The sequence below is a fragment of the Georgenia sp. Z1344 genome (assembly GCF_057652375.1).
Genome location: NZ_CM172728.1, coordinates 2,016,380 through 2,042,965 on the forward strand (window position 1 = coordinate 2,016,380; position 26,586 = coordinate 2,042,965).

27 protein-coding genes are annotated in these 26,586 nt (G+C 73.4%); 15 read left to right on the forward strand and 12 right to left on the reverse strand.

The genetic code is table 11. The features are described 5' to 3' along the window. Window positions 1-86: 86 nt before the first annotated feature. Window positions 87-1,214: a carboxylate-amine ligase gene (locus AC24FB_RS09095; RefSeq protein ID WP_425715321.1), complete on the forward strand. Its 1,128-nt coding sequence runs from the start codon at window positions 87-89 to the stop codon at window positions 1,212-1,214. Between the two features lie 24 nt (window positions 1,215-1,238). Here AC24FB_RS09095 and AC24FB_RS09100 read toward each other — a convergent pair whose 3' ends face one another. After that, window positions 1,239-1,781, reverse strand: coding sequence for a YqeB family protein (locus tag AC24FB_RS09100; protein ID WP_425715322.1), 543 nt, complete (start codon window positions 1,779-1,781; stop codon window positions 1,239-1,241). Between the two features lie 425 nt (window positions 1,782-2,206). Here AC24FB_RS09100 and AC24FB_RS09105 point away from each other — a divergent pair, with 425 nt between their 5' ends. From AC24FB_RS09105 to AC24FB_RS09130, 6 genes are all read left to right on the forward strand, one after another. Further along, window positions 2,207-3,346 carry a DUF1611 domain-containing protein gene (locus AC24FB_RS09105; protein WP_425715323.1) on the forward strand — a complete coding sequence of 380 codons (1,140 nt, stop codon included), beginning with the start codon at window positions 2,207-2,209 and terminating at the stop codon, window positions 3,344-3,346. Between the two features lie 2 nt (window positions 3,347-3,348). After that, complete coding sequence (locus AC24FB_RS09110) at window positions 3,349-5,313, forward strand: ABC transporter ATP-binding protein (protein WP_425715324.1); 1,965 nt, start codon at window positions 3,349-3,351, stop codon at window positions 5,311-5,313. Next, window positions 5,310-6,827, forward strand: coding sequence for a phytoene desaturase family protein (locus tag AC24FB_RS09115; protein ID WP_425715325.1), 1,518 nt, complete (start codon window positions 5,310-5,312; stop codon window positions 6,825-6,827). The genes AC24FB_RS09110 and AC24FB_RS09115 overlap by 4 nt, the downstream gene beginning before the upstream one ends. Window positions 6,828-6,846: 19 nt before the next feature. Next, on the forward strand, window positions 6,847-7,350 hold the full coding sequence (locus AC24FB_RS09120; protein WP_425715326.1) for a hypothetical protein: 504 nt from the start codon (window positions 6,847-6,849) through the stop codon (window positions 7,348-7,350). A gap of 97 nt (window positions 7,351-7,447) precedes the next feature. Further along, window positions 7,448-8,473, forward strand: a complete 1,026-nt coding sequence (locus AC24FB_RS09125) for a hypothetical protein (RefSeq protein ID WP_425715327.1) — start codon at window positions 7,448-7,450, stop codon at window positions 8,471-8,473. A 148-nt stretch (window positions 8,474-8,621) separates the two neighbouring features. After that, window positions 8,622-9,740, forward strand: coding sequence for a trans-sulfuration enzyme family protein (locus AC24FB_RS09130; RefSeq protein ID WP_425715328.1), 1,119 nt, complete (start codon window positions 8,622-8,624; stop codon window positions 9,738-9,740). Between the two features lie 19 nt (window positions 9,741-9,759). On the opposite strand, the gene AC24FB_RS09135 is transcribed toward AC24FB_RS09130, so the two are convergent. From AC24FB_RS09135 to AC24FB_RS09150, 4 genes are all read right to left on the reverse strand, one after another. Next, window positions 9,760-10,032: a DUF1905 domain-containing protein gene (locus AC24FB_RS09135; RefSeq protein WP_425715329.1), complete on the reverse strand. Its 273-nt coding sequence runs from the start codon at window positions 10,030-10,032 to the stop codon at window positions 9,760-9,762. Between the two features lie 143 nt (window positions 10,033-10,175). After that, window positions 10,176-11,846, reverse strand: a complete 1,671-nt coding sequence (locus AC24FB_RS09140) for an ABC transporter permease (RefSeq protein WP_425715330.1) — start codon at window positions 11,844-11,846, stop codon at window positions 10,176-10,178. After that, window positions 11,846-12,751 (reverse strand): ABC transporter ATP-binding protein, encoded by a 906-nt coding sequence (locus AC24FB_RS09145; RefSeq protein WP_425715331.1) that lies wholly within the window; start codon window positions 12,749-12,751, stop codon window positions 11,846-11,848. The genes AC24FB_RS09140 and AC24FB_RS09145 overlap by 1 nt, the downstream gene beginning before the upstream one ends. Then, window positions 12,748-13,536 carry a TetR/AcrR family transcriptional regulator gene (locus AC24FB_RS09150; protein WP_425715332.1) on the reverse strand — a complete coding sequence of 263 codons (789 nt, stop codon included), beginning with the start codon at window positions 13,534-13,536 and terminating at the stop codon, window positions 12,748-12,750. The genes AC24FB_RS09145 and AC24FB_RS09150 overlap by 4 nt, the downstream gene beginning before the upstream one ends. Before the next feature lie 83 nt (window positions 13,537-13,619). On the opposite strand from AC24FB_RS09150, the gene AC24FB_RS09155 reads away from it, so the two are divergent. Then, complete coding sequence (locus AC24FB_RS09155; protein WP_425715333.1) at window positions 13,620-14,885, forward strand: IS1096 element passenger TnpR family protein; 1,266 nt, start codon at window positions 13,620-13,622, stop codon at window positions 14,883-14,885. 42 nt (window positions 14,886-14,927) lie between these two features. On the opposite strand, the gene AC24FB_RS09160 is transcribed toward AC24FB_RS09155, so the two are convergent. Then, window positions 14,928-15,653: an NAD(P)-dependent oxidoreductase gene (locus tag AC24FB_RS09160; RefSeq protein ID WP_425715334.1), complete on the reverse strand. Its 726-nt coding sequence runs from the start codon at window positions 15,651-15,653 to the stop codon at window positions 14,928-14,930. Continuing rightward, the gene (locus AC24FB_RS09165) at window positions 15,650-16,696 is read right to left on the reverse strand and encodes an EamA family transporter (protein WP_425715335.1); all 1,047 of its coding nucleotides are present in this window, start codon (window positions 16,694-16,696) and stop codon (window positions 15,650-15,652) included. The genes AC24FB_RS09160 and AC24FB_RS09165 overlap by 4 nt, the downstream gene beginning before the upstream one ends. 79 nt (window positions 16,697-16,775) lie before the next feature. On the opposite strand from AC24FB_RS09165, the gene AC24FB_RS09170 reads away from it, so the two are divergent. From AC24FB_RS09170 to AC24FB_RS09180, 3 genes are all read left to right on the forward strand, one after another. Continuing rightward, entirely contained in the window at window positions 16,776-17,642 is an 867-nt protein-coding gene (locus tag AC24FB_RS09170; protein ID WP_425715336.1) for a LysR family transcriptional regulator, read from the forward strand. Window positions 17,643-17,737: 95 nt separating this feature from the next. Continuing rightward, entirely contained in the window at window positions 17,738-18,022 is a 285-nt protein-coding gene (locus tag AC24FB_RS09175) for a type II toxin-antitoxin system Phd/YefM family antitoxin (RefSeq protein ID WP_425715337.1), read from the forward strand. Then, a complete protein-coding gene (locus AC24FB_RS09180) occupies window positions 18,019-18,414 on the forward strand; it encodes a type II toxin-antitoxin system VapC family toxin (protein ID WP_425715338.1) in 396 nt (131 codons plus the stop codon). Before AC24FB_RS09175 ends, AC24FB_RS09180 begins: the two co-directional genes overlap by 4 nt. Before the next feature lie 30 nt (window positions 18,415-18,444). Here the strand turns inward: AC24FB_RS09180 and AC24FB_RS09185 are convergent, their stop codons facing one another. The 4 genes from AC24FB_RS09185 to AC24FB_RS09200 form a co-directional block, all read right to left on the reverse strand. Next, window positions 18,445-19,398, reverse strand: a complete 954-nt coding sequence (locus AC24FB_RS09185) for an AEC family transporter (protein ID WP_425715339.1) — start codon at window positions 19,396-19,398, stop codon at window positions 18,445-18,447. A 94-nt stretch (window positions 19,399-19,492) separates the two neighbouring features. Then, window positions 19,493-19,888, reverse strand: coding sequence for a hypothetical protein (locus tag AC24FB_RS09190; RefSeq protein ID WP_425715340.1), 396 nt, complete (start codon window positions 19,886-19,888; stop codon window positions 19,493-19,495). A 27-nt stretch (window positions 19,889-19,915) separates the two neighbouring features. After that, window positions 19,916-20,215, reverse strand: a complete 300-nt coding sequence (locus AC24FB_RS09195) for a hypothetical protein (protein WP_425715341.1) — start codon at window positions 20,213-20,215, stop codon at window positions 19,916-19,918. After that, complete coding sequence (locus AC24FB_RS09200) at window positions 20,212-20,397, reverse strand: hypothetical protein (protein WP_425715342.1); 186 nt, start codon at window positions 20,395-20,397, stop codon at window positions 20,212-20,214. The genes AC24FB_RS09195 and AC24FB_RS09200 overlap by 4 nt, the downstream gene beginning before the upstream one ends. Before the next feature lie 404 nt (window positions 20,398-20,801). Here AC24FB_RS09200 and dnaK point away from each other — a divergent pair, with 404 nt between their 5' ends. From dnaK to AC24FB_RS09220, 4 genes are all read left to right on the forward strand, one after another. Continuing rightward, entirely contained in the window at window positions 20,802-22,700 is a 1,899-nt protein-coding gene (gene dnaK, locus AC24FB_RS09205) for a molecular chaperone DnaK (protein ID WP_425715343.1), read from the forward strand. Then, window positions 22,697-23,467, forward strand: coding sequence for a nucleotide exchange factor GrpE (locus AC24FB_RS09210; RefSeq protein ID WP_425715344.1), 771 nt, complete (start codon window positions 22,697-22,699; stop codon window positions 23,465-23,467). The genes dnaK and AC24FB_RS09210 overlap by 4 nt, the downstream gene beginning before the upstream one ends. 178 nt (window positions 23,468-23,645) lie before the next feature. Next, window positions 23,646-24,632, forward strand: a complete 987-nt coding sequence (locus tag AC24FB_RS09215) for a DnaJ C-terminal domain-containing protein (RefSeq protein WP_425715345.1) — start codon at window positions 23,646-23,648, stop codon at window positions 24,630-24,632. Next, a complete protein-coding gene (locus AC24FB_RS09220; RefSeq protein ID WP_425715346.1) occupies window positions 24,629-25,111 on the forward strand; it encodes a heat shock protein transcriptional repressor HspR in 483 nt (160 codons plus the stop codon). The genes AC24FB_RS09215 and AC24FB_RS09220 overlap by 4 nt, the downstream gene beginning before the upstream one ends. Before the next feature lie 14 nt (window positions 25,112-25,125). On the opposite strand, the gene AC24FB_RS09225 is transcribed toward AC24FB_RS09220, so the two are convergent. Beyond that, window positions 25,126-26,559: a YfcC family protein gene (locus AC24FB_RS09225; protein WP_425715347.1), complete on the reverse strand. Its 1,434-nt coding sequence runs from the start codon at window positions 26,557-26,559 to the stop codon at window positions 25,126-25,128. Window positions 26,560-26,586: the final 27 nt, after the last annotated feature.

Here is a 26,586-nt window from a genome sequence, read left to right on the forward strand (position 1 = left end):
GGAGGTGCGGCCTGCACCACCCGTCGTCGACGCCTCGCTCGGGGGCCGAACCAGCGGGACGGGCTCGGGGCTGCAACGCTGGTTGGATGCGAACCGTCGGAGTTGAGGAAGAGCTTCTGCTCGTCGAGGCCGGCACCGGTCGTGCGTTGCCGGTGGCGTCGGAGGTGATCGCCCGCGCCGAGGAGCGAGGCTCGGGCGCGAACGCTGGCGAAGGCGTCGTCGGACTGCTCGAGAGCGAGCTCCAGCAGCAGCAGGTCGAGAGCAAGACGCACCCGACGATCGAGCTCTCCGCCGTCGAGTCCGAGCTCCACTCCCTCCGGCGCGCCGCCGACGACGCAGCCCAGGAGGTCGGTGCCCGGCTCGCGGCGATCGCGGTCTGCCCGACACCCGTCGTCCCCGTGACCACGCCGTCCCCGCGCTACCGGGAGATCGCCGAGCGCTTCGGCCCGATCGCGACCGAGAGCCTCACGTGCGGGCTCCACGTGCACGTGCGGGTGGCCGACGCCGAGGAGGCGGTCGGCGTGATCGACCGGATCCGCGTGTGGTTGCCCGTGCTGCTCGCCCTGAGCGCGAACTCCCCCTACGTGGAGGGGCTCGACACCGGGTACGGCAGCTACCGGTCGCAGGTCCAGCACCGGTGGCCGTCGTCGGGACCGAGCGAGCTGTTCGGCTCGGCGCGCGCGTACGAGGAGACCGTGGCGTCCATGCTCGGCACGGGGGTCCTCATGGACCGCGGGATGGTCTACTTCGACGCCCGGACGTCGGCGGACCACCCGACGGTGGAGCTCCGTGTCGCGGACATCTGCCTGAGCGCCTCCGAGGCGGTCCTCGTGGCCGCGTTCGCCCGCGCCATGGTGGAGACGGCGGCACGACGCTGGGCGGACGGCGAGCCCGCGCCGGCGGTTCCGGCGGCCGTGATCCGGCTCGCGCAGTGGCAGGCGGCCCGGCACGGACTGACCGGCGATCTGCTCGACCCGCGCACCGCCCGGCCCGCACCTGCGTGGGAGGTGCTGGACGGCGTCGTCGACGAGCTCCGGCCTGCCCTGCGCGAGACCGGCGACGAGGAACGTGTCACCGACGGACTCGCGCGCCTGCGCGAGGCCGGGACCGGGTCCGAGCGTCAACGAGCGGAGCTGGAACGGACCGGGAGCATGGAGCGCCTGATGGACTTCGTCGTCCGGGAGACCTCGGCGTCCGGTCCTGCCGGGACGTGACGGGCGCCGTTCCGTCCGCGGCGACTACCCGCGTGCGCCCTCCCACGGGTAGCCCGCCTCGACGAGCACCGCGCGGTGCCGGTCCTTGTCGCCCTCGACCTCGGCGTCGAACAGCGACCGACCCTGCGCGGTCTCGATGACGAGGTGCGAGCCCCGGCGGTAGGTCGCGGCCACGTCGTCGCGGTCGATGACACGCTCGACGTCGCCCCCGCGGACGACCTCGATCTCGCCCGGTCCGACGCGTAGCACCGGGGTGCGCGAGACGACGACCAGGCCGATCAGCAGCCCGACGACGAGGCCCAGCAGCGGCCGCCCCCACACGAGCCACGACTGGTCGAACGAACCGAGGAGCTCGAGCGGGCCCTGGAACGGCATCCACGGCAGGCTCGACGCCCAGCCCGCGAGCACGGGGACCAGCGCGCCGACGATCGCCCCGGCGCCGCCGAAGATGACGAGCACCCACGCGCGGTCGGATCCGCTGAAGCCCCCGATGGTGGTCGTTCCGGAGGGCTGACCTGCCGGTTCGTCGTCGGGCGTCGCTGCGTCGTCCGGGTGTCCCGCGTCCATGGTCGGCAACGGTAGCGAGGTGGGTAGGCCCGCAGGTGGGTGGCACGGGGTGTCGGGATGGATCGGAGAGCGGGGGCACGACGACGAACGGCAGCCGTGATGGCGCTGAGCCGCACTCTCGACCGGTCGGGGGCGATTCCCCACCGCAATCTCGACGTGCACCAACCGCAATCTCGACGACGACGAACCGCAGTCTCGGTGAGGAGTGGCCAACCGCGAACTCGGCGGGAAACCGGCGGGTCGGGCGGCGGGGTGAGCGTCGTCGTGAGAGTTCTGAGGACGGTCTCATCTCGGTAACGAGTCGCGCTCACCTGGGCTTTCTAGCGTCCTGGTCAGTCGCACACATCGGGTGCTGCGGCACGGACAGCACACCGACACATCGACGGCACGGCCCAGCGGCCTTCCCAGACGCACGAGGAGTCACCATGACCACGTTCGACCTTCCCCAGGCCGAGACCCGTTCCGAGCTCGACGCCCGCGCCCTCGTGGCCTCCGCGAAGTGGGCCTACACGACCCGCCGCATCGACCTCGACCGGGGCGCGCAGCTGATCACCGACCCGACCACGGCCCCGCGGATCGGCGACGTCGTCCTCGCCCGCATCACCGCGGTCGGCCAGCACAAGCGCATCGAGCTCCAGACCGGCCGCCGCGCCACGCTCTACCCGGGCGACGTCGTCGGGCTCTGCTACGGCAGCCGCTACGCCCCGGACCAGTTCCTCGCCGAGATCCCCGCGGACATCGGGCCGTGCCACATGGCCGCCGCCGGCGGGATCGCCGCGCAGGTCGAGCTCGCGCACTCCGCCATGGGTGCCGCGACGGCGATCGAGCCGATCGGTCTGCTGGCCGACTCCGAGGGCCGCCGCCTCAACCTGCGCGACGCCGCCATCGCCCCGGTCTCGCCGCTCAGCTCGCACCGGGCACCGACGATCGCGGTCGTCGGCTCCTCGATGAACGCCGGCAAGACGACGACGGCCGCCGAGCTCGTCCGCGGCCTGCGCGCCGCCGGCCTGCGGGTCGGGGCCGCCAAGGTGACCGGGACCGGCGCGGGCGGCGACGTCTGGCTCTTCACGGACTCCGGCGCCGACGTCGTCTACGACTTCACCGCCGCCGGCGCACCCTCGACCTTCGGGCTCGACGACGAGACGATCCGCGAGATCTTCCGGACCCTCACCACGCAGCTGGCCGTCGACCGCACGGACGTCAACGTCATCGAGGTGGCGGACGGGCTGTACCACGAGGAGACGGCCGCGCTCATCACGCACGAGCTGTTCCGCGACCAGGTCGACGGCGTCGTCTTCGCCGCGCGTGACGCGCTCGGTGCCGTCGCGGGCGTGGACTGGCTCGCCGACGCCGGCCTGCCGCTCCTCGCGGTCAGCGGCGTCCTCACCGCGTCCCCGCTCGCGATGCGCGAGCTCGAGCGCCTCGACGGCGAGCTGCCCGTGGTCGACACGATGGTGCTCGAGCAGGCGGACCGCGCTCTCGAGGTGCGCGACGCCGCCCTCGCCGCCCGCACCCGTCACGTCCCGGGTCTCGCGGCGATCGCCGAGGACGCGAAGGCGGTCTGACCATGACCCGTTCGGTTCCCCTCCCGACGGGCGCCCCCACCCCGCACACGGCGCCGACCCCGGCGGAGCACGACGACCTCCCTCACGTGTGGGCGCGGCCCGGCGCACCGGCGTCGGCCGCGGCCTCGGCCGCGAACGAGCGGACGACCTCCGACGACGACACGCGGACCGCGATCGTCGACACCCGGACGAGCTCCGACGACGCGCCGGCCACCGCCGCACCGAGCACCTCCGCCCCGAGCCCCGCCCCCGAGACCCCGAAGCCGATCGGCCACGGCCGCCGACTCCGGTTCGTCCTGCTCATCGGCATCGGCGTGGGCCAGGCAGTCGCCGCGGTCGGCGTCGCGATGCTCACCCAGCGCGGCTTCGACACCCTCCTCGGCAGCGCGACCGGCCAGGGCGGCGCGGCGGGGGCCGGCGCCATGAGCCTCACCGTCCTCGTCCTCGGCCTCCTCGCCTGCGTGCTCATCAGCGCCTGGATGCGCGGCGCCGAGCGCACGGAGTCGGAGAAGCTCGGCCAGCACTACGTCACCGAGGTCCGCGCGGTCCTCTTCCGCCACCTCACCCGTGTCCCGGCCCGCGAGCTCGGCCGGCGCGGCCGCGGGGACATGCTGATGAAGTTCGTCGGCGACCTCTCGGCCCTGCGCCTGTGGGTGAGCCGCGGCCTCGCCCGCCTCACCGTCGCCGGCGTCGCGATCGTCCTCGCGATCGCGGCCGTCGCGTGGATGAACCTCACGCTCGGCCTCGCCGTCGGGGCGGTCCTGGTGATCGGGGCCCTCCTCACCCTCGCGATCACGCCGTGGATGATGCGGACGGCCAAGGTCTCGCGCCGCCGGCGCTCCCGCCTGACCGGCGAGGTCACCGAGCGGCTCACCCAGGTCGCCGTCCTCCAGGCCGCCGGCCAGGAGCGCCGCGAGAGCAAGCGCGTGGGCCGGCACAGCGACAAGGTCGCGGCCGCGATGGTCGACCAGGCCCGGGCCTCCGGCGCCGCGCGCGCCATCGCCGAGGGCACCGCCGTGGCCGCGAGCGCCGCTGCGCTCGTCGTCGGCGGCATCGAGGTCACCGCGGGCCGCGCCTCGCCCGGCACGATCGTCGCCGGCGTGTCCGTGGCCGGCATGCTCGCCGGCTACCTGCGCGACCTCGGCCGGGTCGCCGAGTACGCCTCCCGCGCCACGGTGGCCCGCGCCGCCGTCCGCCGGTTCCTCGACATCCCGCCGCTGCCCGTCCTGCCCGGCGCGCCGGACATCGAGGTCGAGCGCGGCCTCGTCGAGGTCGACTCCGTCCACCTCGGCACCGCCCTGCAGGACGTGACGGTGCGCGCCGAGCCCGGCACGCGGGTCGCCGTCGTCGGCCCCAACGGGGCGGGCAAGTCCACGCTCACCTCGGTCATCGCCCGCCTCGTCGACCCCGACTCGGGCACGGTGCGCATCGACGGCCAGGACGTCGCCACCCACTCGCTGCGGTCGGTGCGCCGGTCGATCGGCATCTCCTCGCCGAGCATGCCGCTGCTCTCGGGCAGCGTCCGCCGCAACGTCACCTACCGGATCCCCAAGGTCGACGAGGCCGAGCTCGAGCGCGTGAGCCGCCTGTGCGGGCTCGACGAGCTCGTCGCCTCCCTGCCCGACGGCTGGGACACGAACGTCGGCCCCGGCGGCGGCCAGCTCTCCGCCGGCCAGCAGGCGCGCATCAGCATCGCGCGCGCCGCCCTGGGCCGCCCCGCGCTCCTCGTCCTCGACGAGGCCGAGGCGCACCTCGACCCCGAGAACTCCAAGGTGGTCGACCGGGTCCTCGCCGACCACCGCGGCACCGCGCTCGTGGTCACGCACCGGCACGAGCTCATGGCGTCCTCCGACGTCGTGTGGTGCCTCGAGGACGGCCGTCTCGTCCGCGTCGCGACGCCGGCGGAGCTCCTCTCCGACGACGACGAGGCCGCCACCGCGCTGCTCGCCGAGGCGGTGCCGGCATGAGCCGCTCGCCGTTCGCGGTCGGCCACGACCCCCTGGTCGCCGGCCGGACCGCCGCCGTGGTCGGGTCGGGGCCCAACGGCCTGGCCGCCGCCGTCGCGCTCGCCCGCGCCGGCGTGGCCGTCACCGTCCACGAGGCCGGGCCGGAGGCGGGCGGGGCCACCCGCTCGGGCCCGGTCCTCGGCGAGGGGACGACCGTCGACCTCGGCTCCGCCGTCCACCCGTTCGGGATCGCGAGCCCGTTCCTCGCCACCCTCGACCTCGGCCGTCACGGGCTCGAGTGGGTCCAGCCCGACATCCCCGTGGGCCACCCGCTCGACGACGGCCCGGCCGCCGTCCAGTATCGCTCGCTGCGCTACACGGCCGCCGACCTCGGGCGCGACGGGGCGGCCTGGCAGCGCCTCTACGCCCCGGTCGTCTCCGACTGGGAGGCGACGACGGCGGGATTCCTCGGCCCGCTGCTGCGCGTCCCGCGCGAGCCGGTGGCCCTGGCCCGGCTCGGCCTCCGGGGCGCCCTGCCCGCGACCGCCGTGGCGAAGGCCCTCTTCCGCGACGAGCGGGCGCGCGCCCTGTTCGCCGGCACCTCCGCGCACTCCGTCATGCCGCTGACCCACCCCCTGACCGCGGCGTTCGGCGTGCTCTTCGGCGCCGCCGCGCACGCGACCGGCTGGCCGGTGGCCCGCGGCGGCTCGCGCGCGATCTCGGCCGCGCTCGTCGCCGAGCTCGAGGCCCACGGCGGCCGGGTCGTCACCGACTCCGAGATCACCGACCTCGACCAGGTCCGGCCCGCCGACGCCATCCTGCTCGATCTCGGCCCCCACGCCGTCGCCGAGCTCGCCGGCGACGAGCTGCCCGCCGGCGTGACCCGCGGGCTGCGCCGCTGGCGCTACGGCACCGCCACCCACAAGGTCGACTACCTCCTCGACGGCCCCGTGCCGTGGAACGACGACCGCCTGGGCCGCGCCGGCACCGTCCACCTCGGCGGCACCCTCGACGAGATCGCGGCCGCCGAGCGCGACGTCCACCGCGGCCGCCACCCCGAGCGGCCCTACGTCCTCGTCGCCCAGCAGAGCGCGCTCGACCCCGGCCGCGCGCCCGCCGGGCAGCAGGTCCTCTACGCCTACGCCCACACCCCGCACGGCTCGACCGCCCCCGTGGGGGACCGGATCGACGCCCAGCTCGAGCGCTTCGCCCCCGGCTTCCGCGACCGCGTGCTCCGCCGCGTCGAGTCCGCGCCCGCGGACCTCGCCGCGTGGAACCCCAACCTCGTGGGCGGCGACGTCGTCGGGGGATCCATGGGTGGCACGCAGCTCCTCCTGCGGCCGCGGGCGACGCTGCGCCCCTACGGCCTCGGGGCGTCCGGCCTGTTCATGTGCTCCGCCTCCACGCCCCCCGGCGGCGGCGTCCACGGCATGAACGGCTACCACGCCGCCCGCGCGGCCCTGACCCACCTGCGCCGCACGGAGACCCGCGGACGCGCCGGACGCAGCAGCTACCGCACGAAGGAGTGGTCATGACCAGCACGAAGGAGACGACATGAGCACGACGACGAGGCCCCCCGTGACCGCGGGCGGGCGCGCGAAGACCCTGACCTACCTCGCGGGGATCGCGCTCACCGCGGTCGTGGCCGCGCCGATCCGGCAGAACCACCGGCCCGACGACGAGAAGGTCGACGGGTTCCCCCTGTCCTACTACCCGATGTTCTCCGTCCGACGCACGAGGAACGGCACCGTCCACCACCTGCTCGGCATCGACGACGACGGCACCGAGCGGATCCTCCACTTCGGCCACGCCGGGACCGGCGGGCTCAACCAGGTGCGCCGCCAGATCAACCGGCGCGTGCGCGAGGGGCGGGCCGAGGAGGTCGCGCGGCTCGTCGCGGCCTCGGTCGCGGCGTCGTCGGCGGAGCAGGACGCCGCCGTCGAGCGCGTCCAGGTCGTCACGTCGGTGCACCGGTTCGACGACTTCTTCGCCGGCGACCGGGCCCCCCGGCGCCGCACCGTCCTCGCCGACGTCCCGGTCCCGCGCACGATGATCTGACGAGGCCGTCGCGCCCCTGAGCTCGTCCCCACCGCCCGGTGACCCGTACCCACCGCCGGGCATCCCCACCCGTACCCCAGCCCACCTGGAGTCCCTCATGCTCAGCCGGATCCGCGACGGCGCCCGCCGCCTCGCGTCCGCCGTCGACAGTCGTATCCTGCCCGCGACCTCGGCCGCCCGCCCCGCCCTCAACCGCGTCGCCACCGGCGCCTACACGGCCTACTACCTCGGTCGGCGGATCAAGATGTTCCGCCGCATCCACCGCACCGACCCGGGCCTGTTCCAGCCGGTCGGCCCGGTCAAGGTGCTCAAGCGGCCGCTGCCCGCCCCCGTGGCCGACGCGCTGATGTACGCGACGATCGCCAGCGACGTCGCCTTCACCCTCGGCGTGAAGCACAAGGTCACCGGTCCGCTGCACGCCGCCCTGCTCACGTGGTCGCTGTCCTACCGCAACTCGTGGTCGATGATCTTCCACAGCGACAACAACCTCGTCCTGCACACGATCGTGCTGGGCGCGACGCCCTCGGCCGACGCCGTCTCCGTGGACGCCCTGCTGGCGCGACGGTCGGCGTCGGTGGTTCCGTCGCCGTCGGTCCGGGCCCTTCCTGCCCGGGTGATCCCGGCGCGTGTGCTGCCCGAGCGGATGGTCCCGGCTCGACCCCGCCCGGCAGTCTCGACCGCGCCGGCGCCGTCGTGGCGGTACGCGGCCCCGGTCCGGGGGATGCAGGCGGTGACGGCGGTCAACTACTTCCTCGCCGGCTACGCCAAGGTCACCGGCCCGCTCGGCTGGAGGTGGGCCGACGGCGAGGTGCTGCGTCGCCAGATCGCCGCCGACGGCCTGCGCAAGGAGCTGCTCGGGAGCGAGGCCGCGGGGCTCGGTATCCGGCTGTACGACCAGACGTTCCTGTTCAAGGTGTCGGCGGCCGGGTCGCTCGTCCTCGAGCTCGCCGCGCCGCTCGCGCTGCTCGACCGGCGGCTCGCCCGGCTGTGGGCGGTCAGCGCGTTCTCGATGCACTGGGGGATCAAGGCGATCATGGGCATCACGTTCCGCCACAACCTCTCCGGCGTGCTCTACCTGCCCTACTTCCCGCTGGAGAAGCTGCTCCCCGCGCGCATGCGGTGACGGTTGCCGTCCGGCTTCGGGTCGAGCGCGGCTCGGCGTCTCTGCGGTCGTCGGTGTGCGTCGTCGCGGGGTACGGTCCGGCGCCGACATCCGGACCATCGGGGAGACAGCCGAGTGTCCGTCGTTCCTCCCGACCTAACCTGGCCGGGTGAACGACACCTGGTCCGCCCGCACCCGCGCCGTCGCGCTCGGCCGCCCCTCCGGCACCGGCGCCCCGCTCAACGTCCCGCCGTCGCTGGCCTCGACGTTCCAGGAGGGCGGCACCGACTACGCGCGGTTCGGCACGGACGGCACCGTCGCCCTCGAGACGGCCCTCGGCTCACTCGACGGCGGCCACGCCGTCACCTTCGCCACCGGCATGGCCGCGGCGGCGGCGATCGTCGAGACGATGCCCGTCGGCACCCACGTCGTCAGCGGCTCGACGATCTACCACGGCGTCCGGTCCCTGCTCGCCGACCTCACGGCGCTCGGCCGCCTGCGCGACGTCCGCGTCGACGCGACCGACCACGGGGCCGTCGCCGCCGCCCTCGACGCCGCGGCTTCCGACGGAGCGCCGGCGCTGCTGTGGCTCGAGACCCCGAGCAACCCGCTGCTCGAGATCCTCGACGTCGAGGCCCTCGCCGCGATCGCCGCCGAGCGCGGCGTACCGGTCGCCGTCGACTCGACCTTCGCCACCCCGCTGCGCCTGCGCCCCCTCGAGCTCGGCGCCACCTACGTGCTGCACTCGGCGACCAAGTACATCGGCGGGCACTCCGACCTCATGATGGGCGCGGTGGTCGCGCGCGACGCCGACGCGCTCGCCCCGATCGTCCGGCAGCGGTCGCTGCACGGCGGCTTCCCCGGCGGCATGGAGACGTTCCTCGCCCTGCGGGGGCTGCGCACGCTCGCCCTGCGGCTCGACCAGGCGGAGGCCAACGCCCAGGTCGTCGCGGAGCGGCTCGCGGCCCACCCCGCGGTCACGTCGGTCGCCTACCCCGGGCTGCCTGACGACCCCGGACACGCGCTCGCCGCCCGCACGATGGGCGGGTTCGGCGCCGTCGTGTCGTTCTGCCTGGCGAGCGAGGACGCGGCCGACCGGGTGCTCGCGCGCACCGAGCTCGTCGTCATGGCGACCTCGCTCGGCGGCGTCGAGACCACCGCCGAGCGGCGCAACCGGTGGAACGAGGGCACCCGCACCGGGCTCGTGCGGATGAGCGTGGGCGTGGAGGACGTCGAGGACATCTGGGCGGACCTCGCAAGGGCGCTCGAGCCGGAGACGGCCGCGTAGGCGGGGCCGGGGCGGCCCGCTACCGCTTCGTGACGGTGACCGCGACCTCGTCGCCGACGCCCTTGCCGAGGGCCTTCCGGACCTTGGCGTTGAGGGAGACCATGTGGCCGCCGGTCCCGGTGACCATCGCGCCCACGTTCTCCAGCACGACGTCGTCGACCGTGGCGTCCACCCGGACCGTCCGGCCGGTGCCGAAGAACTCCGCCGAGCCCGGGATCTCGACGCAGCTCCACGTCTCGCCCTTGACGTCGACCCCGATGGTGGTGGTGAAGCTCAGCCGCTCCGTGTCCATGGCCGCAGCCTAGGGGGCGGCTGCCGCGGGCGAGCGTCGTCCGTGCGGCGGGGCAACGGCTGAGCGCGCCACCGTTGGGGGGAAAGCGGCCTGTTTCGGGGCCCAGAGGCGCCGCAATCCCCCCATTCGTCACGCCGGTCGGGTCAGCGCGAGGCGATGTCCCGGCGTCGGAAACCGAGGAGCCCGACGACGACGAGCACCGCCGCGATGACCGACAGCGCGACGAGCGGGACGATCTCGAGGTCCTCCGCCGGGAGGGCCGGCGTGCTGTCGAACGGCGAGATCGCGAGCGCCCAGTCCGGGATGTCGAGCAGCCCGCCGAGGAAGAGCACGAGCGACGTCCACACGACGAGCAGCCACGCGAGCACCGTGAGCCGCGGCGCGAGGCCGTAGGTGGCGACCGCGAGTCCCGCGATGACGGCGATCGCCGGCAGGTAGACGAGCGCGGCGATGACGAGCTCGCCGACCCGGCCGGCCTCGCCGACGCCGAGTGCCACGCCGATCCCCGTGCCGAGGCCCGCGACCAGCGTGAGCAGGACGGTCTGCAGCGCCACCGTCGTGAGCCAGCCCGCGAGGAACCCGGTGCGCGAGCTGCCGGTGACGATCACCTGCTCGGCCCGGCCCGAGGACTCCTCGGCCTTGAGCCTGAGCACGCCCGAGACGGCGAGGACCATCGGGGCGACGAGCGTGATCGTGAGGACGATGCCCGCGAACTGCGCGGTCATGTCCGTGCCCTCCATCTCGATCCAGCTCTGCAGGGTGGGGTTGTCGTCCAGCATCCCGTCGATGGATCCGGCGAGGGACCCCATGGCGACGGCGAAGAGGAACGTCCCCACGCCCCACGCGACGACCGAGCCGCGCCCGAGCCGCTCGGCGAGGCCGGCGGGGGAGAGCAGGGAGCGCGCCGCGGTGGCGGGACCGGGGGAGGGGCGGCGCAGCCCGGCACCGAGGTCGCGGCGCCTCGCGAGGCCGACCGCAACGACGTAGAGGACGACGACGGCGGCCGCGGAGACCGCGAGCGGCCACCAGCGCAGGTCGACGAACAGGCGGGTCTGCTGCGCCCACGCGAGCGGCGAGAACCACGAGAGCCACGAGCCGGTGGGCTCGATGACGTCGCCGATGCCGCGGACGAGGAACGCGACCGCGAGGACGGCGGAGGAGAGCCCGCTCGCGCCGGCGGCGTGCTCGGTGGTCTGGGCGATGACGGTGGCGATCGCCGCGAAGACCATGCCGGTCAGGGCGGTGGCGACCCCGAGCGCGACCGAGTCGGCGACGGCCATGCCGGGCACGAGCAGCCCGACCGTCACGGCGGCGCCGACGAGGACGTTGGCGATCGCGACCGTGACGACCGACGCCGTCGGGGCGGCGAACCGGCCCACGGGCAGCGAGCGGACGAGCTCGAGCCGGCCCGACTCCTCCTCGGCGCGGGTGTGCCGCACCGCGAGGAGGATCGACATGATGCTCGCCGCGAGGAGCACGTACAGGACGAGCTCGTTCGCGACCATCGCGCCGAACGTGTAGTTGTCGAGCGCGAACGCCGGGCCGCTCATGATGACCGCGGCCGGGCTCGACATGAGATCGGCGCGGCCCTGGAGGGACTCCTGGGTGGGGAAGGCCTCCTCCAGGGAGTAGATCGAGCCGAGGACGACGAGCCCGACGGCGAACGTCCACACCGCGATGCGGACGCGGTCGAGTCGCAGGTTGAGCCGGACGAGGGTGCCCGTCCCCGTGAGGTGCGAGCCGCCGTCGGGCGGGTGGTCGGTCCGTGGGTGAGGGCGGGGCGCGTCGGTGCGGGCCGGGGCGGTGGTGGTCATCAGGCGGCCTCGCTCACGTCGTCGCCGTAGTGCCGCATGAAGAGCTCCTCCAGCGAGGGCGGGGTGATGGTGAGGTTCTCGACGCCGGCGTCCGCGAGCACGCGCAGGACCTCGTTGATGCGAGTGTTGTCGATGTCGAACGTGAGCCGGCCGTCCTCGGCGACGAGGTCGTGGACGCCGTCGATGCGCGCGAACGCCTCGGCCGGGTGGGCGGTGGTCGCGGAGACGGTCGAGCGCGTGAGGTGGCGCATCTCGGCGAGCGTCCCGGACTCGACCGCGCGGCCGGCCCGGATGATCGTCACCGTGTCGCACAGCTTCTCGACCTCGCCGAGGATGTGGCTCGAGAGCAGGACGGTGCGGCCGTCCTCGCGGAGCTTGCGCACCTCGTCGGTGAAGACGGCCTCCATCAGGGGGTCGAGGCCGGAGGTCGGCTCGTCGAGGAGGAAGAGCTCGGAGTCGGAGGCGAGGGCCGAGACGAGGGCGACCTTCTGCCGGTTGCCCTTGGAGTAGGTGCGGGACTTCTTCGTGGGGTCGAGCTCGAAGCGCTCGATGAGCTCGTCGCGGCGCCTCCGGTCGGCGGTCCCGCCGTGCAGGCGGGTGAAGACGTCGATCGCCTCGCCGCCGGTGAGGTTCGGCCACAGGCTCGTGTCGCCGGGGACGTAGGCGAGGCGGCGGTGGACGGCGACGGAGTCGGTCCAGGGGTCCTGCCCGAGGACGGTCGCTCGGCCCGAGTCGGCGCGCAGCATGCCGAGCAGGACGCGGATGGTGGTGGACTTCCCGGCGCCGTTCGGGCCGAGGAAGCCGGTGACCTGGCCCGTCGGGACGGTGAGCTCGAAGCCGTCGAGCGCGCGGGTGGGGCCGAAGGTCTTGACGAGGTCGGCGACCTCGATCGCGTGCGTGGTCATGCGGTGCTCCTGTGGTCGGAGGTGGGAGGTGCGGTGTCGGAGGGGTCGGCGTCGCCGGCCGGTGTGTCGGGTGCGCCGGTGGGTGGGGCGCCGGGGGTGGCGTCGTCGTGCGGGGGTGGAGGTGGCGCGTCGTCGGCGACGGCACGCCTGCCCTCCGGGGAGTCGAGGTACGCGTCGAGCAGGGTGGAGTTGGTGAGCAGCGGCTCGGTGTAGATCTCGAGCAGCGGGAGGACCATCCGGTCGGTGTAGCTGCGCAGCATGTCGGGCATCTCGTCGAGGTCCCACTCGTCACGGTGCCCGGGCAGCTCGAGGAGCAGGGCGCCGAGGGACATGACGGACAGGGCGCGCGCGCGACGGCTCGGGCTCCGGCTCGGCCGCGCGATCCCGTCCCGGACGGCGTCGGCGAGGTACGTCTCGGAGCTGGTCACGAGGGCGTCGAGGAAGTGGTCGGTGAGGGCTCCGCCGGTCTGCATGGCGCGGAGGACGTAGGCGACGAGCTCGAGATAGCCGTCGAGCTCGGCCATCTGGGCGAGCGCGGTCGCGAACCCGACGTCGCCCCGGAGGATCTCGGTCTTGCTGTCCCGGATCCGCGCCAGGACGTGGTCGTCGCACGCCTCGCGCAGGCCGGCCCGCGAGCCGAAGTGGTGGAGGATCAGGCCCGCGCTGACGCCGGCGTCGGCCGCGATGCTGCGCAGGGACGCGTCGAAGCCGTGGGCGGCGAACCGCCGGATCGCGGTGTCCCGGAGGCGGGCCCGGGTGCTGAGATCCTCGGACGTTGAACTCATGTTCAGCACGCTATACGCGTGTTCAGTCGGGTGGCAAGGGGTTTTCGCGACTGCTGTGCACCGGCCCGTGCCACGCTGGAGCCATGGCGCGCACATGGCTGACGGTGACGGTCGAGCTCCTCGGCGGGCGGTGGGAGGAGCTCTGGCCACAGCCGGGGCGGGTGTTCGCCGTCGGGCCGTCCCACACGTTCGAGGCGCTCGCCGACGCGATCAACGACGCCTTCGGGCGCTGGGACCTCGCGCACCTGTCGGTCTTCACGCTCGAGGACGGGCGGGTGGTCTCCGACCCGGAGACCGTCGACGAGGCGGTGAGCTCGATGGCGGGGCCGCTCGTCGGCGGGCTCGACTCCGGTGCCACCAAGGTGGCGAAGGTCGTGGGCACGGGCGACGAGATGAGGTTCGAGTTCGACCTCGGCGACGGCTGGGTGCACCGGTGCGTGGTGGGGGTGAAGGTCGATCCCGACGAGGTGCTCGGGCTGCGGCCGAAGCGCCCCGTGGCGTTCCGGGGCTGGGGCACGCTCCCGGACCAGCACGGCCGCCGGTGGTGGGGCGACGACGGTGAGGGCCGGGTGCCGCGGCGACCGCCGCAGGCGGACCCGATGCTCGCGGGGGAGTGGCCGCCGGCGGACCGGGCGCCGGGGCTCGATCTCCGCGAGGTGCGTGCAGCCGTCGCGGCGCGGGATGCGCAGTGGTTCCTCGACGCGGTCCTCGGCCGCGACGTCGACGACGCGCTCCAGCAGGTGGGCGCCGGACTCCCGTGGGCGCTCGTCGATGATCGCGGGGCCGTGGAGGGGCTCGCGCTGGCGATCGTCAACCGGCTCGGCGTGCGTGACTTCGAGGGGGACCGCGTGCTGGCGGACGACCTGCTCGCCCTGCTGAGGCAGGAGCCGCTGGGTGACCGACTACTCCCGGTCGACCTCGCGACGCTGGCCGAGGTCATGCACGAGGACCCCGAGTCCTCCGAGGCCGGTTACGTCGACCTGGAGACCGGCGCGGTGTTCCACGCCTTCGAGGCGGACGACGGAGTCGTCGGCGACGACGTGGCGATCGACGTCGAGTCCGACCCGGACCGGTACCTCGAGGTCGAGCCGGTCGAGAAGCGGGCCGCCTGGCAGGACATGGCGGCCTTCGCCGAGGCGCAGGCGGGGCGCGAGGGCGGGTCCGAGGTTCAGGATCGGCTCGAGCGGGCGATCGACGGGTCCGGTGCCTTCCGCCGGTTCCGGGACCTCATCGAGAAGGAGGGACTGGTCGAGCGCTGGATGGCGTTCTCCGAGGACCGGCGGATCGGCCGTGCGCGGGCGGTTCTCGCCGACGAGGGCATCCGGGTGGGGGAGCCTGTCAGGGACTGACGGCTGACGGTTGATGGCTGACGGCTGACGGTGGTTGGCCGCTCAGGTCTCGGCGACCGTGACGTGCCTGTCGTGGCCCGGGTGTTCGAGCTCGTCGACAACTGCCGCGGCGAGGTCCTCGGCGGAGATCCGGGAGACGCCGTCGGCATCGGTGAGCAGTGTCGTCGTGCCGCGACGGTAGGAGCCGGTGCGCTCGCCGGGCTCGAGGACGGCCGGGGGGCTGAGGTAGACCCAGTCGCGGTTCGCGTGCCGCTCGCAGATATCGAGCTGGGTGACGCTCGCGCCGGCGATCTCGCGCCACTGCGCCGGGACGTACGCGGGGTCGTCGACCACGACCCGGTCCGCGCCGCGGGGTGATCGCAGCGGACCCGCCCCGCCGACGACGAGGAGTCGCGCGCCCCGGCGCCCTGCGGCGTCGAGCACGGCCTCGGTCACGGGCACGATCGCGCCGGGTCGGCCCGCGGGAGCGCGCACGGTTAGGACCGCCGCGTCCGCCCCGCCGAGGGCGTCCGCCACCTGGTCGGTCGCGGCGGCGTCGAGCGCGAGGGGCTCGACGGTTCCTGTCGGTTGGTGGACGTGCGTGCCGGGATCGAGTGCAGCGTGGACGTGCGTGCCGAGGACGTCCGCGCCGGGAACGTGCGCGCCGTGGGTGTGGCGGTGCCGGCCCGGCGTCCGGGCGGCCGCGGTGACGTGATGCCCACGCGCGGCGGCCTCGGCGACGATCCGCGTGCCCACCATGCCGGTAGCGCCGATGACGAGGATCCTCACGGCGCGACCACCTCCTCGCGGTCCGCGTCCGCGTGTGGGTGCTCCGGCGGCTCCGGCTGTTGCGGAGGCTCCGGCGCCTCCGGCCCCGGCCGGCCACGACGTGTCCGCGGCGAGAGCTGCCCCGTCGCCAGGGCAGCGAGAGCCACGGCGAACCCGACGAGCTGGACCCCGTTCAGCGACTCGCCCGCGAGGAGCGCGCCGAGCGAGGCCGCGACGAGCGGTGAGAGCAGCCCGAGCAGGGCGGTCGGAGCGACCGGGAGCCGCCCGATGCCGCGGAACCACAGCGTGTAGGCGAGCAGCCCGCCGACGAGGCCGAGCCAGAGGTAGCCCGCCACGCCCCCGGCGTCGACGTGGGTGGGAACGCCGTCGATCACCAGCGCGGGGACGAGGAGCACGAGCCCGCCGGCGGTCAGCTGCCACGACGCGAGGCCAACCGCGCTCACCCCCGCCGGCCGCCCCCACCGCTTGGTGAGCACGACCCCGGTGCCCATCGAGGCGGCGCCCGCGATCCCGGCGACCACCCCGACGAGATCCAGCCCTGCTCCCGGTCCGAGGACGACGAGACCCACCCCGACGACGCCGGTCACGCCCCATGTGAGCCGCCATGCGGAGAGCCGCTCGGGAAGCAGCGCAGCCGCAAGGAGGGCGACGAGCAGGGGTTGCGTGGCCCCGAGTGTCGCGGCGACGCCGCCCGGCAGCCGCTCGGCCGCGACGAACAGGAGCGGGAAGAAGATCCCGATGTTGAGCGTGCCGAGGACCGCGGCGCGCCACCACCAGTCGCCGCTGGGGAGCTGCCGCGCGACGAGCAGGCCGAGGAGTCCCGCGGGCAGGGCGCGCATGAGGCCGGCGAAGACCGGGTGGTCCGGCGGCAGCAGCTCGGTCGTCACGATGTACGTGGTCCCCCAGACGGCGGGCGCGACGGCGGTCGCGAGCAGGAGGCCCGCGCGCCGGGCGCCGTGCGGTGCCGGAGGAGAGGTCGTGGCCGGCGCGGACACCGGTGGGGTGACGCCGCGGGTGGGCGTCGTCGTCGGCTGGATCGTCATGTCCTTACCTTCCGCCTCCGACCGGCGATCGGTCCAACACATCGTTGTCATGGGAACGATCGCGCAGCATGATGGATGGATGGAGCTCCAGCAGCTGCGCTACGTCCTCGCCGTCGCCGAGACGCGGAACTTCACGCGCGCGGCGGCGCAGTGCTTCGTCGTCCAGTCGGCGCTCAGCCACCAGGTGGCCGCGCTCGAGAAGGAGCTCGGCGTCCGGCTGTTCGCCCGCACGAGCCGCCGGGTCGAGCTCACGGCCGCCGGCGAGGCATTCCTCCCCGCCGCCCGGGCGAGCCTCGAGGCGGCCGAGCGTGCGGCGGCGCAGGCTTCGGCGGCCGCCGGGGAGGTGCGGGGCACGCTGCGGATCGGCCTCATCCCCACCGTCACCGCCCTCGACGTGCCCGCCACGCTGCGCCGCCTTCACGACGCGCACCCCGCCGTCCGGGTCACGGTGCGGGGCGGGGACAGTGACCGGCACGTCGCGGCGATCCGGGCCGGGGAGCTCGACGTCGCCGTCCTCGGCCTGTCCGAGCGGACGCCGCCGGCCGGGGTCGCCTCGCGCGAGCTCACGCGGGACCGGCTCGTCGCCGTCCTGCCGGCGACGCATCGCCTCGCTCGTCGTCGTCGGATCCGACTGGCGGACCTCGAGGGCGAGACGTTCGCCGACTTCGGCGAGGGCTCGCCCGGGCGGGCCCAGAGCGACCTGGCGTTCGAGGCGGCCGGCCTCGCGCGGTCGGTGACCTTCGAGTCGATGGGCTCGGAGCTCATCCTCGGGCTCGTGGCGGAGGGGCTCGCGGTGGCGCTGCTCCCGCCCGCCGTCGTCCCGGCCGATCGGCGCACGGTCACGGTCGAGGTGACGGACGGCCCGGTCCGGGTCGAGCACCTCGCGTGGAGCGACTTCAACCCCGCCCCGGCGACGACGGCGTTCCTCGAGCTCGTCGGTCCCTGACGGCAGCATCTGACGCACTCATGGTCGCGGTCGTGTCGCCGCGAGGGCCGCGCCTGCCGGTCGACGTGTAGCACATGAAGTGCTACCGTGTGGGGATGGAACGTATCGGTGTCCGCGAGCTGCGACAGAACGCGTCGCGCTACCTGGCGCTCGTCAAGTCCGGATCGACGGTCGAGGTCACCGAACGAGGCGAGCTTGTCGCGCTCCTCACCCCGCCGTCTGGAGCCGTGACCGCACGGGATCGACTGGTGGCCTCCGGCCACCTCCGGCCGGCAGGCAGCCCGAGCGGTCGTGCGCGAACCCCCCGGCCCTTGTCGATCGCGAACGGCGGGCCGACGAACCAGGAGCTGCTCGACGTCGAACGGCAGGAGCTCCTGTGATCTACCTCGACTCGTCGGCGCTCATGAAGCTCGTGCGTCGTGAGGCCGAGACCGATGCTCTGGTCGAATGGATGGGCGCGCGTCCGGACGACCTCCTGGTGACGAGCGAGCTGGGAAGGGTCGAGGTCCTCAGGGCGGCGCGGAGGGCGGGCGATCTGGCCCTCGCCGAGGCCCGGCTCGTGGTCGGTGACCTCGATCTGGTCCCTCTCGGCCGTGACGTTCAGGATCTCGCGTGCGACCTCGGTGTGCCGATGCTGCGCACGCTCGACGCCCTGCACCTCGCGTCAGCACTGGTGCTCGGGAATGCGCTCGGCTCGTTCGTCGCCTACGACCACCGACTTGTCGATGCCGCCGGGGCTGCCGGTCTTGCCGTCGTCGCACCCGGCACCTGATCGGCCCTCCGCTCGCCTGCGTACAGCCGGCTACATCCACCCGGCAGCGGACAGGGCGAGCATCCAGCCCGTCAGCGTGAGGAACGAGCACGCGGTCTGGAGCATCATCGTCGCCGTCGGCACGTCGGTCTCCCCGTACTGCTCGGCGAGCGCCGGCAGCACCGAGTAGGTCGGCAGCGCGCACATGAGCACGGCGGCGGCCCGCAGTTCGTCCGGCAGCGAGGGCAGTCCGGCGGCGTCGAACGCCAGGAGCAGCCCGACGGCGATCGCCGGCATCACCGCGAGCTTCCCGACCACGGTGGCGAGCACGTCGCCGAGCGCCCCGCGGATCCGTAGGCCGACGAACATCCCGCCGACGGCGAACAGCGCCACCCCGGTCGACGCCCCCGCGAGGAGGTCGACGCCGTTGCCCAGCGCGGACGGCACCTCGAGCCCGGCGGCGCTGAGCGCGAGCGCGGCGACGATCGCGACGACCATCGGGTGCAGGAGGACGCCGCGGACGGTCGCGACGAGCCGGTCCCTCACCGTGCCCGTGCCCGTGGCCCGCTCGGCCAGGAGGAGGGTGAGCGGGATGATGAGCGCGTTGTCGACGATCATCCCCATCCCGACGGCGGCTCCCGCCTGCTCCGTGAACAGCAGGAGGAAGACGGGGAACCCGATGAACCCGTTGTTCGTCCCTGCCATCCCGGTGCCCATGAACACCGTGCGCACCCGGTCGCGACCGCGGGCACGGCCGTAGAGGGCCGCGAGGCCGAACATCACCAGCGCGGCGAGGGCGTAGGTGAGCAGGTAGGCGGCGTGGAAGACCTCGGCGGGGGAGCGGCCGGCGAGGTTGGCGAAGATGAGCAGCGGGAGCGCCACCTTGACGACGAACCGCGAGAGCACGCTCGCGTCCTCGCGCCGGAACATCCCGATGCGCGTGAGCACGTAACCGAGCGCGACGACGAGGAACACCGGCACCGTCGCCGCCAGCACGTGCTGCACGTTGCCTCCAGGGTGGTCGACGCGGGGTTCGTCGTCGTCGGGCGATTGTCGCCCTACCCGAAGGTGTCGGTGTGCTTGCTCGACCCGCCGTTGGTCACAGTGCTTGAAGCCGCGACGTGTTCGTCGGTGGCGCAGGATCGGGTGCGGTGATGCGATAGCCCAGCTCGTCGAGGATCGCCACGGCCTCGTCCGGGGCGTCGCGGACGACGGAACGAGTCTGCTGGCGTCGCCAACGTTCGCGACCTCGGCGAAGAGACTCGCGCCCCTCGGGGGACACGTCGACGCCGAGCTCCGAGACGAGCATCTCGAGCAGGTCCTGGAGGCACGGGCGGAAGCGGTGACCGCCGAGTGGAAAGTGCAGCTCCGCGAGCTTCGGGACCTCGGTGGCCGCGGCGCGACGTTTGCCGCGCATCGTGGACGTCCCGGCCTGGGACATGACGTAGGTAGCAGCGTCGCGATGGGCGTGCACCTGCAGGTGGGCGCCCGGCATCTCGGACTTCGGATGACGGACGTAGTCTTAGCGGAACAGGGGCTCGCCGGAGGCCCGCTCACCGGCGTATACCGCGAAGCTCGAATGCTCGACCGCGAGGAACGTCGCTGACGAGTCGAGCTCGCAGTGGAACTTCACCTTGAGGGTGAGGAGGCGACCGCCGTCGACGTTCAGCGGTATCCCGGTCGCGGGAGCCTGTTCAACGGTCACCCGGTTCTCGAGGGCCACGGCGGTGAAGGGTGCGGCGTCCGGTGCGAGCGACCGGACGGTGTCGGAGATGTCTGTGGCGAACGCCTGGGCCTGGCGGACCAGGTCGTCGGACGTCACCTCGACAGGAGGAAGTCGAGGCTCTCGAGCTCGTCGAACAGCGCCAGCTCCTCGGCCGAGAGGAGGTACTCGGACGCGCGCGTCCGGAACGCGTCCTCGTCCTCGCCGACACGGCTGAGGATCGCGTCGCGCCGCGCGTTCGCCTCGACGGCATTCAGGTGGCTGACGACGACCTGGGTCATGGCGTGGGCTCCTTCGGGGATGGAAGGGCCGACGGTATCCGTAGGCACTGACAGTAGCGCTGCGACGGGGCGACTCGGCTGATGCTCGTGTGTGGCGAGGCTGCGGCGGCTCCCGGTCCTGGGCGCGGTGGGCCTCACCTGCGATCTCGACGACGAACCGCAATCTCGACGACGACGAACCGCAATCTCGACGACGACGAACCGCAATCTCGACACCGAGGGGCGGGCGAGGGAATGGATCCCGCAGCGCCAAGGTTGAGCCATGCAGACTCAACTTCACACCCGCGCGGCTGGACAGCGGAACCGCGCACGGTGCAAGGTTGAGTGCATACGACTCAAGACCCAGTCGGGAGTCGCGGCCGCCCCGGTCGCGTCGCCGGCGTGACCACCAAGGAGCACCTCTTATGGCACGAGCAGTCGGGATCGACCTCGGCACCACGAACTCCGTCGTCTCCGTCCTCGAGGGCGGCGAGCCCACCGTCATCGCGAACGCCGAGGGCGCGCGCACCACGCCGTCCGTCGTCGCGTTCAGCAAGTCCGGCGAGGTCCTCGTCGGCGAGATCGCCAAGCGTCAGGCCGTCACCAACGTCGACCGCACGATCTCGTCGGTCAAGCGCCACATGGGCACCGACTGGTCGGTCGACATCGAGGACAAGTCCTACTCGGCGCCCGAGATCTCGGCGCGCATCCTCGGCAAGCTGAAGAAGGACGCCGAGTCCTACCTCGGCGAGCCCGTCACCGACGCGGTCGTCACCGTGCCGGCGTACTTCAACGACGCCGAGCGCCAGGCCACGAAGGACGCCGGCCAGATCGCCGGCCTCAACGTCCTGCGCATCGTCAACGAGCCCACCGCGGCCGCCCTCGCCTACGGCCTGGAGAAGGGCAAGGAGGACGAGCTCATCCTCGTCTTCGACCTCGGCGGCGGCACGTTCGACGTCTCCCTGCTCGAGGTGGGCAAGGACGAGGACGACTTCTCCACGATCCAGGTCCGCGCGACCTCCGGCGACAACCGCCTCGGCGGCGACGACTGGGACCAGCGCGTCGTCAGCTGGCTCGTCGACACGGTCAAGGGCCGCGGCGGCCCCGACCTGTCCAAGGACAAGATCGCGCTCCAGCGCCTCAAGGACGCCGCGGAGCAGGCCAAGAAGGAGCTCTCCTCGGCCACGTCGACGAACATCTCGCTGCAGTACCTGTCGATGACCCCCGAGGGGCCGATCCACCTCGACGAGCAGCTCACGCGCGCCAAGTTCGAGGACATGACCAAGGACCTCCTCGACCGCACCAAGGCGCCGTTCGAGAACGTCATCCGCGACGCCGGGATCCAGCTCTCCGAGATCGACCACGTGGTTCTCGTCGGCGGCTCGACCCGCATGCCGGCCGTCACCGAGGTCGTCAAGTCGCTCACCGGTGGCCGCGAGCCCAACAAGGGCGTCAACCCGGACGAGGTCGTCGCCGTCGGCGCCGCCCTCCAGGCCGGTGTCATCAAGGGCGACCGCAAGGACGTCCTGCTCATCGACGTCACCCCGCTCTCCCTCGGCATCGAGACCAAGGGTGGCGTGATGACCAAGCTCATCGAGCGCAACACGGCGATCCCGACCAAGCGGTCCGAGGTCTTCTCCACGGCCGAGGACAACCAGCCCTCGGTGCTCATCCAGGTCTTCCAGGGCGAGCGCGAGTTCGCGCGGGACAACAAGCCGCTCGGCACGTTCGAGCTCACCGGCATCGCGCCGGCGCCCCGCGGCATGCCGCAGGTCGAGGTCGCGTTCGACATCGACGCCAACGGCATCGTTCACGTGTCCGCCAAGGACAAGGGCACCGGCACCGAGCAGTCGATGACGATCACCGGCGGCTCCGCCCTGCCCAAGGACGAGATCGACCGCATGATCAAGGAGGCCGAGGCCCACGCCGCCGACGACGCCAAGCGTCGCGAGGAGGCCGACACCCGCAACACCGCCGAGCAGCAGGTCTACTCGGTGGAGAAGCAGCTGACCGACAACGCCGACAAGCTCCCCGAGGACGTCTCCTCCGAGATCCAGGCGTCCGTCGACGAGCTGAAGAAGGCGCTCGAGGGTGAGGACGTCGAGGCCATCAAGACGGCCCAGAACGACCTCAACACGAAGGCCATGAAGATCGGCGAGGCGCTCTACGCCGCGCAGGGCGCCGAGGACGTCGGCGCGCAGGACCAGCCGAACTTCGGTGACGCCGGTGCGACCGATGCCGGGGCCGGCGAGGGTTCCGGGTCCGGTTCCGACGAGGACGTGGTCGACGCCGAGATCGTCGACGACGAGGAGGACAAGAAGTGACCGAGCAGCCCGACCGACCGCGGGAGGAGCCGGTGGTCAACGACCGTCGGCGCATCGACCCCGAGACCGGCCGGGTGCGTCCGCCCGCGGCGGGCGGCGCCGGTGCGGCGCCCGAGCCGGGTTCCGGTCCGGGTGCGGCTGCCGGTCCCGACGACGCGGCGAGCGTCCCGGGGCCCGACGGCGCGGGCCAGGTCCCGGGGGAGGCTCCGGCCGCGCAGGGCGCAGGCGGGCCCGACGCCGGGGCGGCAGGTGCCGCCGGCTCGCCTGATGGCGCCGGCGATGCCGGGGACGCCGGTTCCGCCGGTGACGCCGACCCGCTGGCCCAGGCGCAGGCCGAGGTCCTCGACCTGCAGGACCAGGTCGCGCGCCGCAAGGCGGACCTCTACAACGTCGAGCAGGAGTACGCGGCGTTCGTGCGGCGCTCCCGCACGGAGGCCTCGGGCCACCGGCAGGCCGGCGTCGAGTCCGTCGTCGAGTCGCTGTTCGGCGTCCTCGACGACGTCGCGCTCGCGCGGCAGCACGACGACCTCACCGGGCCGTTCGCCTCGATCGCCGACAAGCTCGAGCAGACGCTCCAGCAGCGGTTCGGGCTCGAGCGGTTCGGCGCCGTCGGGGAGGAGTTCGACCCCACCGTGCACGAGGCGCTCATGAGCACCGACAGCGCGGAGGTCGAGGTCACGACGATCGACCAGGTCCTCCAGCCGGGCTACCGCATCGGCGAGAAGGTCGTGCGGGCCGCCCGCGTGGCGGTGCACTCGCCCGCGTGAGGACGGCCGACGATGCCCGTGGGCGCCGCAGCGATGTGGCGCCCACGGGCACGCGCTCGCGGCGGGGCATGTACCCGCCCACGGGCACGCGCTCGCGGAGCGCAACGAACCCGCGGATGCGTGCGAACCCGCGGCGGGAGGACCACAGGTGGAGCTGGGACGAGGGAGGTGGTGAGTGATGGCAGGGCAGGACTGGCTGGAGAAGGACTTCTACCAGGTGCTCGGCGTGTCCAAGGACGCCGACGCCGACACGATCAAGAAGGCGTACCGGAAGCTCGCGCGGAAGTACCACCCCGACCAGAACCCCGGTGACACCAAGGCCGAGGAGACCTTCAAGAAGGTCGGCGAGGCCTACGACGTGCTCTCGGACCCCAAGGACCGCAGCGAGTACGACGCGCTGCGGGCCATGGCCGGCGGGCGGCCCCGGTTCTCCGGCGGCCCCGGCGGGAGCGCGGGGGCCTCGGGCTTCGAGGACGTCTTCTCCTCCGGCTTCGGTGCCGGCGGGCGCGGGCAGTCCTACGCGTCGGCGGGGGACGCCCCCGGGTTCGACGACATCCTCAGCTCGATGTTCGGGTCGGCGGCGCCGTCGGGCTTCGGCTCGCGGCGTCGGGCGCAGCGCGGCCAGGACGTCCTTGCCACCACCACGCTGCCGTTCCGGCAGGCGGTCGACGGGTCGACGGTCGAGCTGACCGTGGACGGGCGCAGCGTCACCACCCGCATCCCGCCGGGCGTGCGCGACGGCCAGAAGATCAAGATCTCCGGCAAGGGGCGCCCCGGCTCCGGCGGGGCTCCCGCGGGCGACCTCATCATCACGGTCGAGGTCACGCCGCACCCGGTGTTCACGCTCGACGGCGCCAACCTCCGCGTGACGGTGCCCGTGACGTTCGACGAGGCCGCGCTCGGGGCCACGATCGAGGTGCCGACGCTCGACGGCGACCCGGTGCGCGTCAAGGTGCCGGCGGGGACGCCGTCGGGCCGGACGCTGCGCGTGCGCAAGCACGGCGTCCAGCGCGCCAAGGGTGCGCCGGGCGACCTCATGGTCACGGTCAACGTGGTGGTCCCCTCGCGGCTGAGCGCAGCGGCGCGGAAGGCGGTCGAGGAGTTCGCCGCCGCGAACGGTGACGCGAGCCCGCGCGAGTTCCTCTTCGAGCAGGCCGCCCGATGAGCGCGGCCCGGGCAGGGGCGGGTCGCGGGCGCGGCCGTGCCCGGGTGCGGGCGGAGGACCAGATCGGGCCCGACTCCGCCGTCCTCACCATCTCGGTCGCGGCCGAGCTCGCCGGCATGCACCCGCAGACGTTGCGCCAGTACGACCGGCTCGGGCTCGTCGAGCCGCACCGCACCCCGGGGCGCGGGCGCCGCTACTCGCTGCGGGACGTCGCGCGGCTGCGGGAGGTCCAGCGGCTGTCCCAGGACGAGGGCGTCAACCTCGCGGGCATCCAGCAGGTCCTCCGCCTGCGCGACGAGCTCGACCGCGTGACCGCCGAGCTGGAGTCGCTCCGCGCGCGCGTCGAGCCCGGCAGCCGGGTGTTCACGGCGAGCCCGACCGGCGTCGTCGTGGCGGGTCCGCGCGGGAGGCGCGTGCGCGGGGAACGGCGCGAGACCGGGGCGCTCGTCCTGTGGCAGGGCTCCCGGTACGGGCGCTGACGCCGTGACCTGCGTCAGCTCCAGCCGGTGAGCTGGGCGTAGACGAGGAACCCGACGGCGACGAGCGCCCAGATCCCCAGCAGCGGCGCGTAGAAGCGCAGCCACTTGTTGTACGGCACGCGGGCCACCACGAGCGAGGCCATGAAGTAGCCGGACATCGGGTAGACCACGTTGGTCAGGCCGTCGCCGAGCTGGTACGCGAGCACCGCGCTCTGCCGCGAGACGCCGAGGATGTCGGACAGCGGTCCGAGGACCGGCAGCGTGACGAGCGCCTGCCCCGAGCCCGAGGGCACGATGAGGTTGAAGAACGCCTGGACGACGAACATGCCGACGACGAACAGCACGGGCGGCAGGACGCCGACCACCTCGAGCCCGTGGACGATCGAGTCGAGGATCTGACCGTCCTCGAGCAGGATCGCCACACCGCGCGCGACGCCGACGACGATCGCCCCCGAGAGCACGTCCCGCATCCCCTGCTCGAACCCGTTCGCGACCTCGCTCGGACGTAGCCCGCCGACCAGCCCGACCACGAGGGCGATGACGATCCACATGCCCGCCATCTCGGGGAAGAACCAGCCCTGCGCGATGATCCCCCAGATCAGCAGGCCGGCCAGCGCGAGGAACGCGATGCCGGCAGCGACCTGGCGGCCGGTGAAGGCGTGGTGCTGGGTCGTGTCGAGGACGACGTCCTTGCCGTCGGCGCGCTGCTCCGCGGTCAGCAGCGAGCGGCTCGGGTCCTTCGCCACCCGGCGCGCGTACCAGGTGACGTAGAGGCAGGCCGTCGTGATGAGGACGACGTAGAGGACGATGCGCAGCCCGATGCCGGAGAACGGCTCGAGGCCGGTGATCTGCTGGCCGAGCCCGGTGTTGATCGGGTTGAGGAAGCCCGCGGCGAAACCGGCGCCGGTCCCGAGCAGGGCGACGGCGGCGGCCACGATGCGGTCGTACCCGAGCGCGAGCATGAGCGGGAGGATCGCGGGGATGTAGACGAGGCTGAGCTCGGGGACGCCGATGAAGCTGGCCACCAGCGAGAACGGCACCATGAGCGCCGGGATGACGAGCGCCCCGCGGTTCGCGAACACGCGGGCCACCCACGAGAGCACCGTGTCGATGAGCCCGGTCCGGCGGACCACCTCGAACATGCCGCCGACGGTGAACACGAAGAAGACGATCTGCCCCGCGTCGATGAGGCCGCGCGGGAACGCCGTGAGGAGCTGCATCGCCGAGACGGGGTCCGCGTCGACCCGCCGGAAGCTGTCCGGGTCGACGACCTCCCGCCCGTCCGGCCCGGGCACGCGGTCGTAGAGGCCGGCCGGGACGAGGTAGCTGAGGATCGCCGCGAGGAGACCCAGGGCCACGAGGACCACGAGGACGTGCGGGAACTCCCGACGGCGGCGCTCGGTGGTGGTGGTCGGCTCGCTCGCGTCGGGACGCGGTGATTCGGACATGCTCCGACCCTAGGAACGTGTGTCTGG

Excerpts from the sequence above, each read along its gene's own strand:
- AC24FB_RS09170 (WP_425715336.1), top strand. The coding sequence starts at position 16,776 with ATGGAGCTCCAGCAGCTGCGCTACGTCCTCGCCGTCGCCGAGACGCGG.
- AC24FB_RS09095 (WP_425715321.1), top strand. The coding sequence starts at position 87 with ATGCGAACCGTCGGAGTTGAGGAAGAGCTTCTGCTCGTCGAGGCCGGC.
- AC24FB_RS09105 (WP_425715323.1), top strand. The coding sequence starts at position 2,207 with ATGACCACGTTCGACCTTCCCCAGGCCGAGACCCGTTCCGAGCTCGAC.
- AC24FB_RS09175 (WP_425715337.1), top strand. The coding sequence starts at position 17,738 with ATGGAACGTATCGGTGTCCGCGAGCTGCGACAGAACGCGTCGCGCTAC.
- AC24FB_RS09150 (WP_425715332.1), bottom strand. The coding sequence starts at position 13,536 with ATGAGTTCAACGTCCGAGGATCTCAGCACCCGGGCCCGCCTCCGGGAC.
- AC24FB_RS09215 (WP_425715345.1), top strand. The coding sequence starts at position 23,646 with ATGGCAGGGCAGGACTGGCTGGAGAAGGACTTCTACCAGGTGCTCGGC.
- AC24FB_RS09225 (WP_425715347.1), bottom strand. The coding sequence starts at position 26,559 with ATGTCCGAATCACCGCGTCCCGACGCGAGCGAGCCGACCACCACCACC.
- AC24FB_RS09145 (WP_425715331.1), bottom strand. The coding sequence starts at position 12,751 with ATGACCACGCACGCGATCGAGGTCGCCGACCTCGTCAAGACCTTCGGC.
- AC24FB_RS09165 (WP_425715335.1), bottom strand. The coding sequence starts at position 16,696 with ATGACGATCCAGCCGACGACGACGCCCACCCGCGGCGTCACCCCACCG.
- dnaK (WP_425715343.1), top strand. The coding sequence starts at position 20,802 with ATGGCACGAGCAGTCGGGATCGACCTCGGCACCACGAACTCCGTCGTC.
- AC24FB_RS09135 (WP_425715329.1), bottom strand. The coding sequence starts at position 10,032 with ATGGACACGGAGCGGCTGAGCTTCACCACCACCATCGGGGTCGACGTC.
- AC24FB_RS09110 (WP_425715324.1), top strand. The coding sequence starts at position 3,349 with ATGACCCGTTCGGTTCCCCTCCCGACGGGCGCCCCCACCCCGCACACG.
- AC24FB_RS09115 (WP_425715325.1), top strand. The coding sequence starts at position 5,310 with ATGAGCCGCTCGCCGTTCGCGGTCGGCCACGACCCCCTGGTCGCCGGC.
- AC24FB_RS09200 (WP_425715342.1), bottom strand. The coding sequence starts at position 20,397 with ATGACCCAGGTCGTCGTCAGCCACCTGAATGCCGTCGAGGCGAACGCG.
- AC24FB_RS09100 (WP_425715322.1), bottom strand. The coding sequence starts at position 1,781 with ATGGACGCGGGACACCCGGACGACGCAGCGACGCCCGACGACGAACCG.
- AC24FB_RS09190 (WP_425715340.1), bottom strand. The coding sequence starts at position 19,888 with ATGCCGGGCGCCCACCTGCAGGTGCACGCCCATCGCGACGCTGCTACC.
- AC24FB_RS09125 (WP_425715327.1), top strand. The coding sequence starts at position 7,448 with ATGCTCAGCCGGATCCGCGACGGCGCCCGCCGCCTCGCGTCCGCCGTC.
- AC24FB_RS09220 (WP_425715346.1), top strand. The coding sequence starts at position 24,629 with ATGAGCGCGGCCCGGGCAGGGGCGGGTCGCGGGCGCGGCCGTGCCCGG.
- AC24FB_RS09155 (WP_425715333.1), top strand. The coding sequence starts at position 13,620 with ATGGCGCGCACATGGCTGACGGTGACGGTCGAGCTCCTCGGCGGGCGG.
- AC24FB_RS09140 (WP_425715330.1), bottom strand. The coding sequence starts at position 11,846 with ATGACCACCACCGCCCCGGCCCGCACCGACGCGCCCCGCCCTCACCCA.
- AC24FB_RS09120 (WP_425715326.1), top strand. The coding sequence starts at position 6,847 with ATGAGCACGACGACGAGGCCCCCCGTGACCGCGGGCGGGCGCGCGAAG.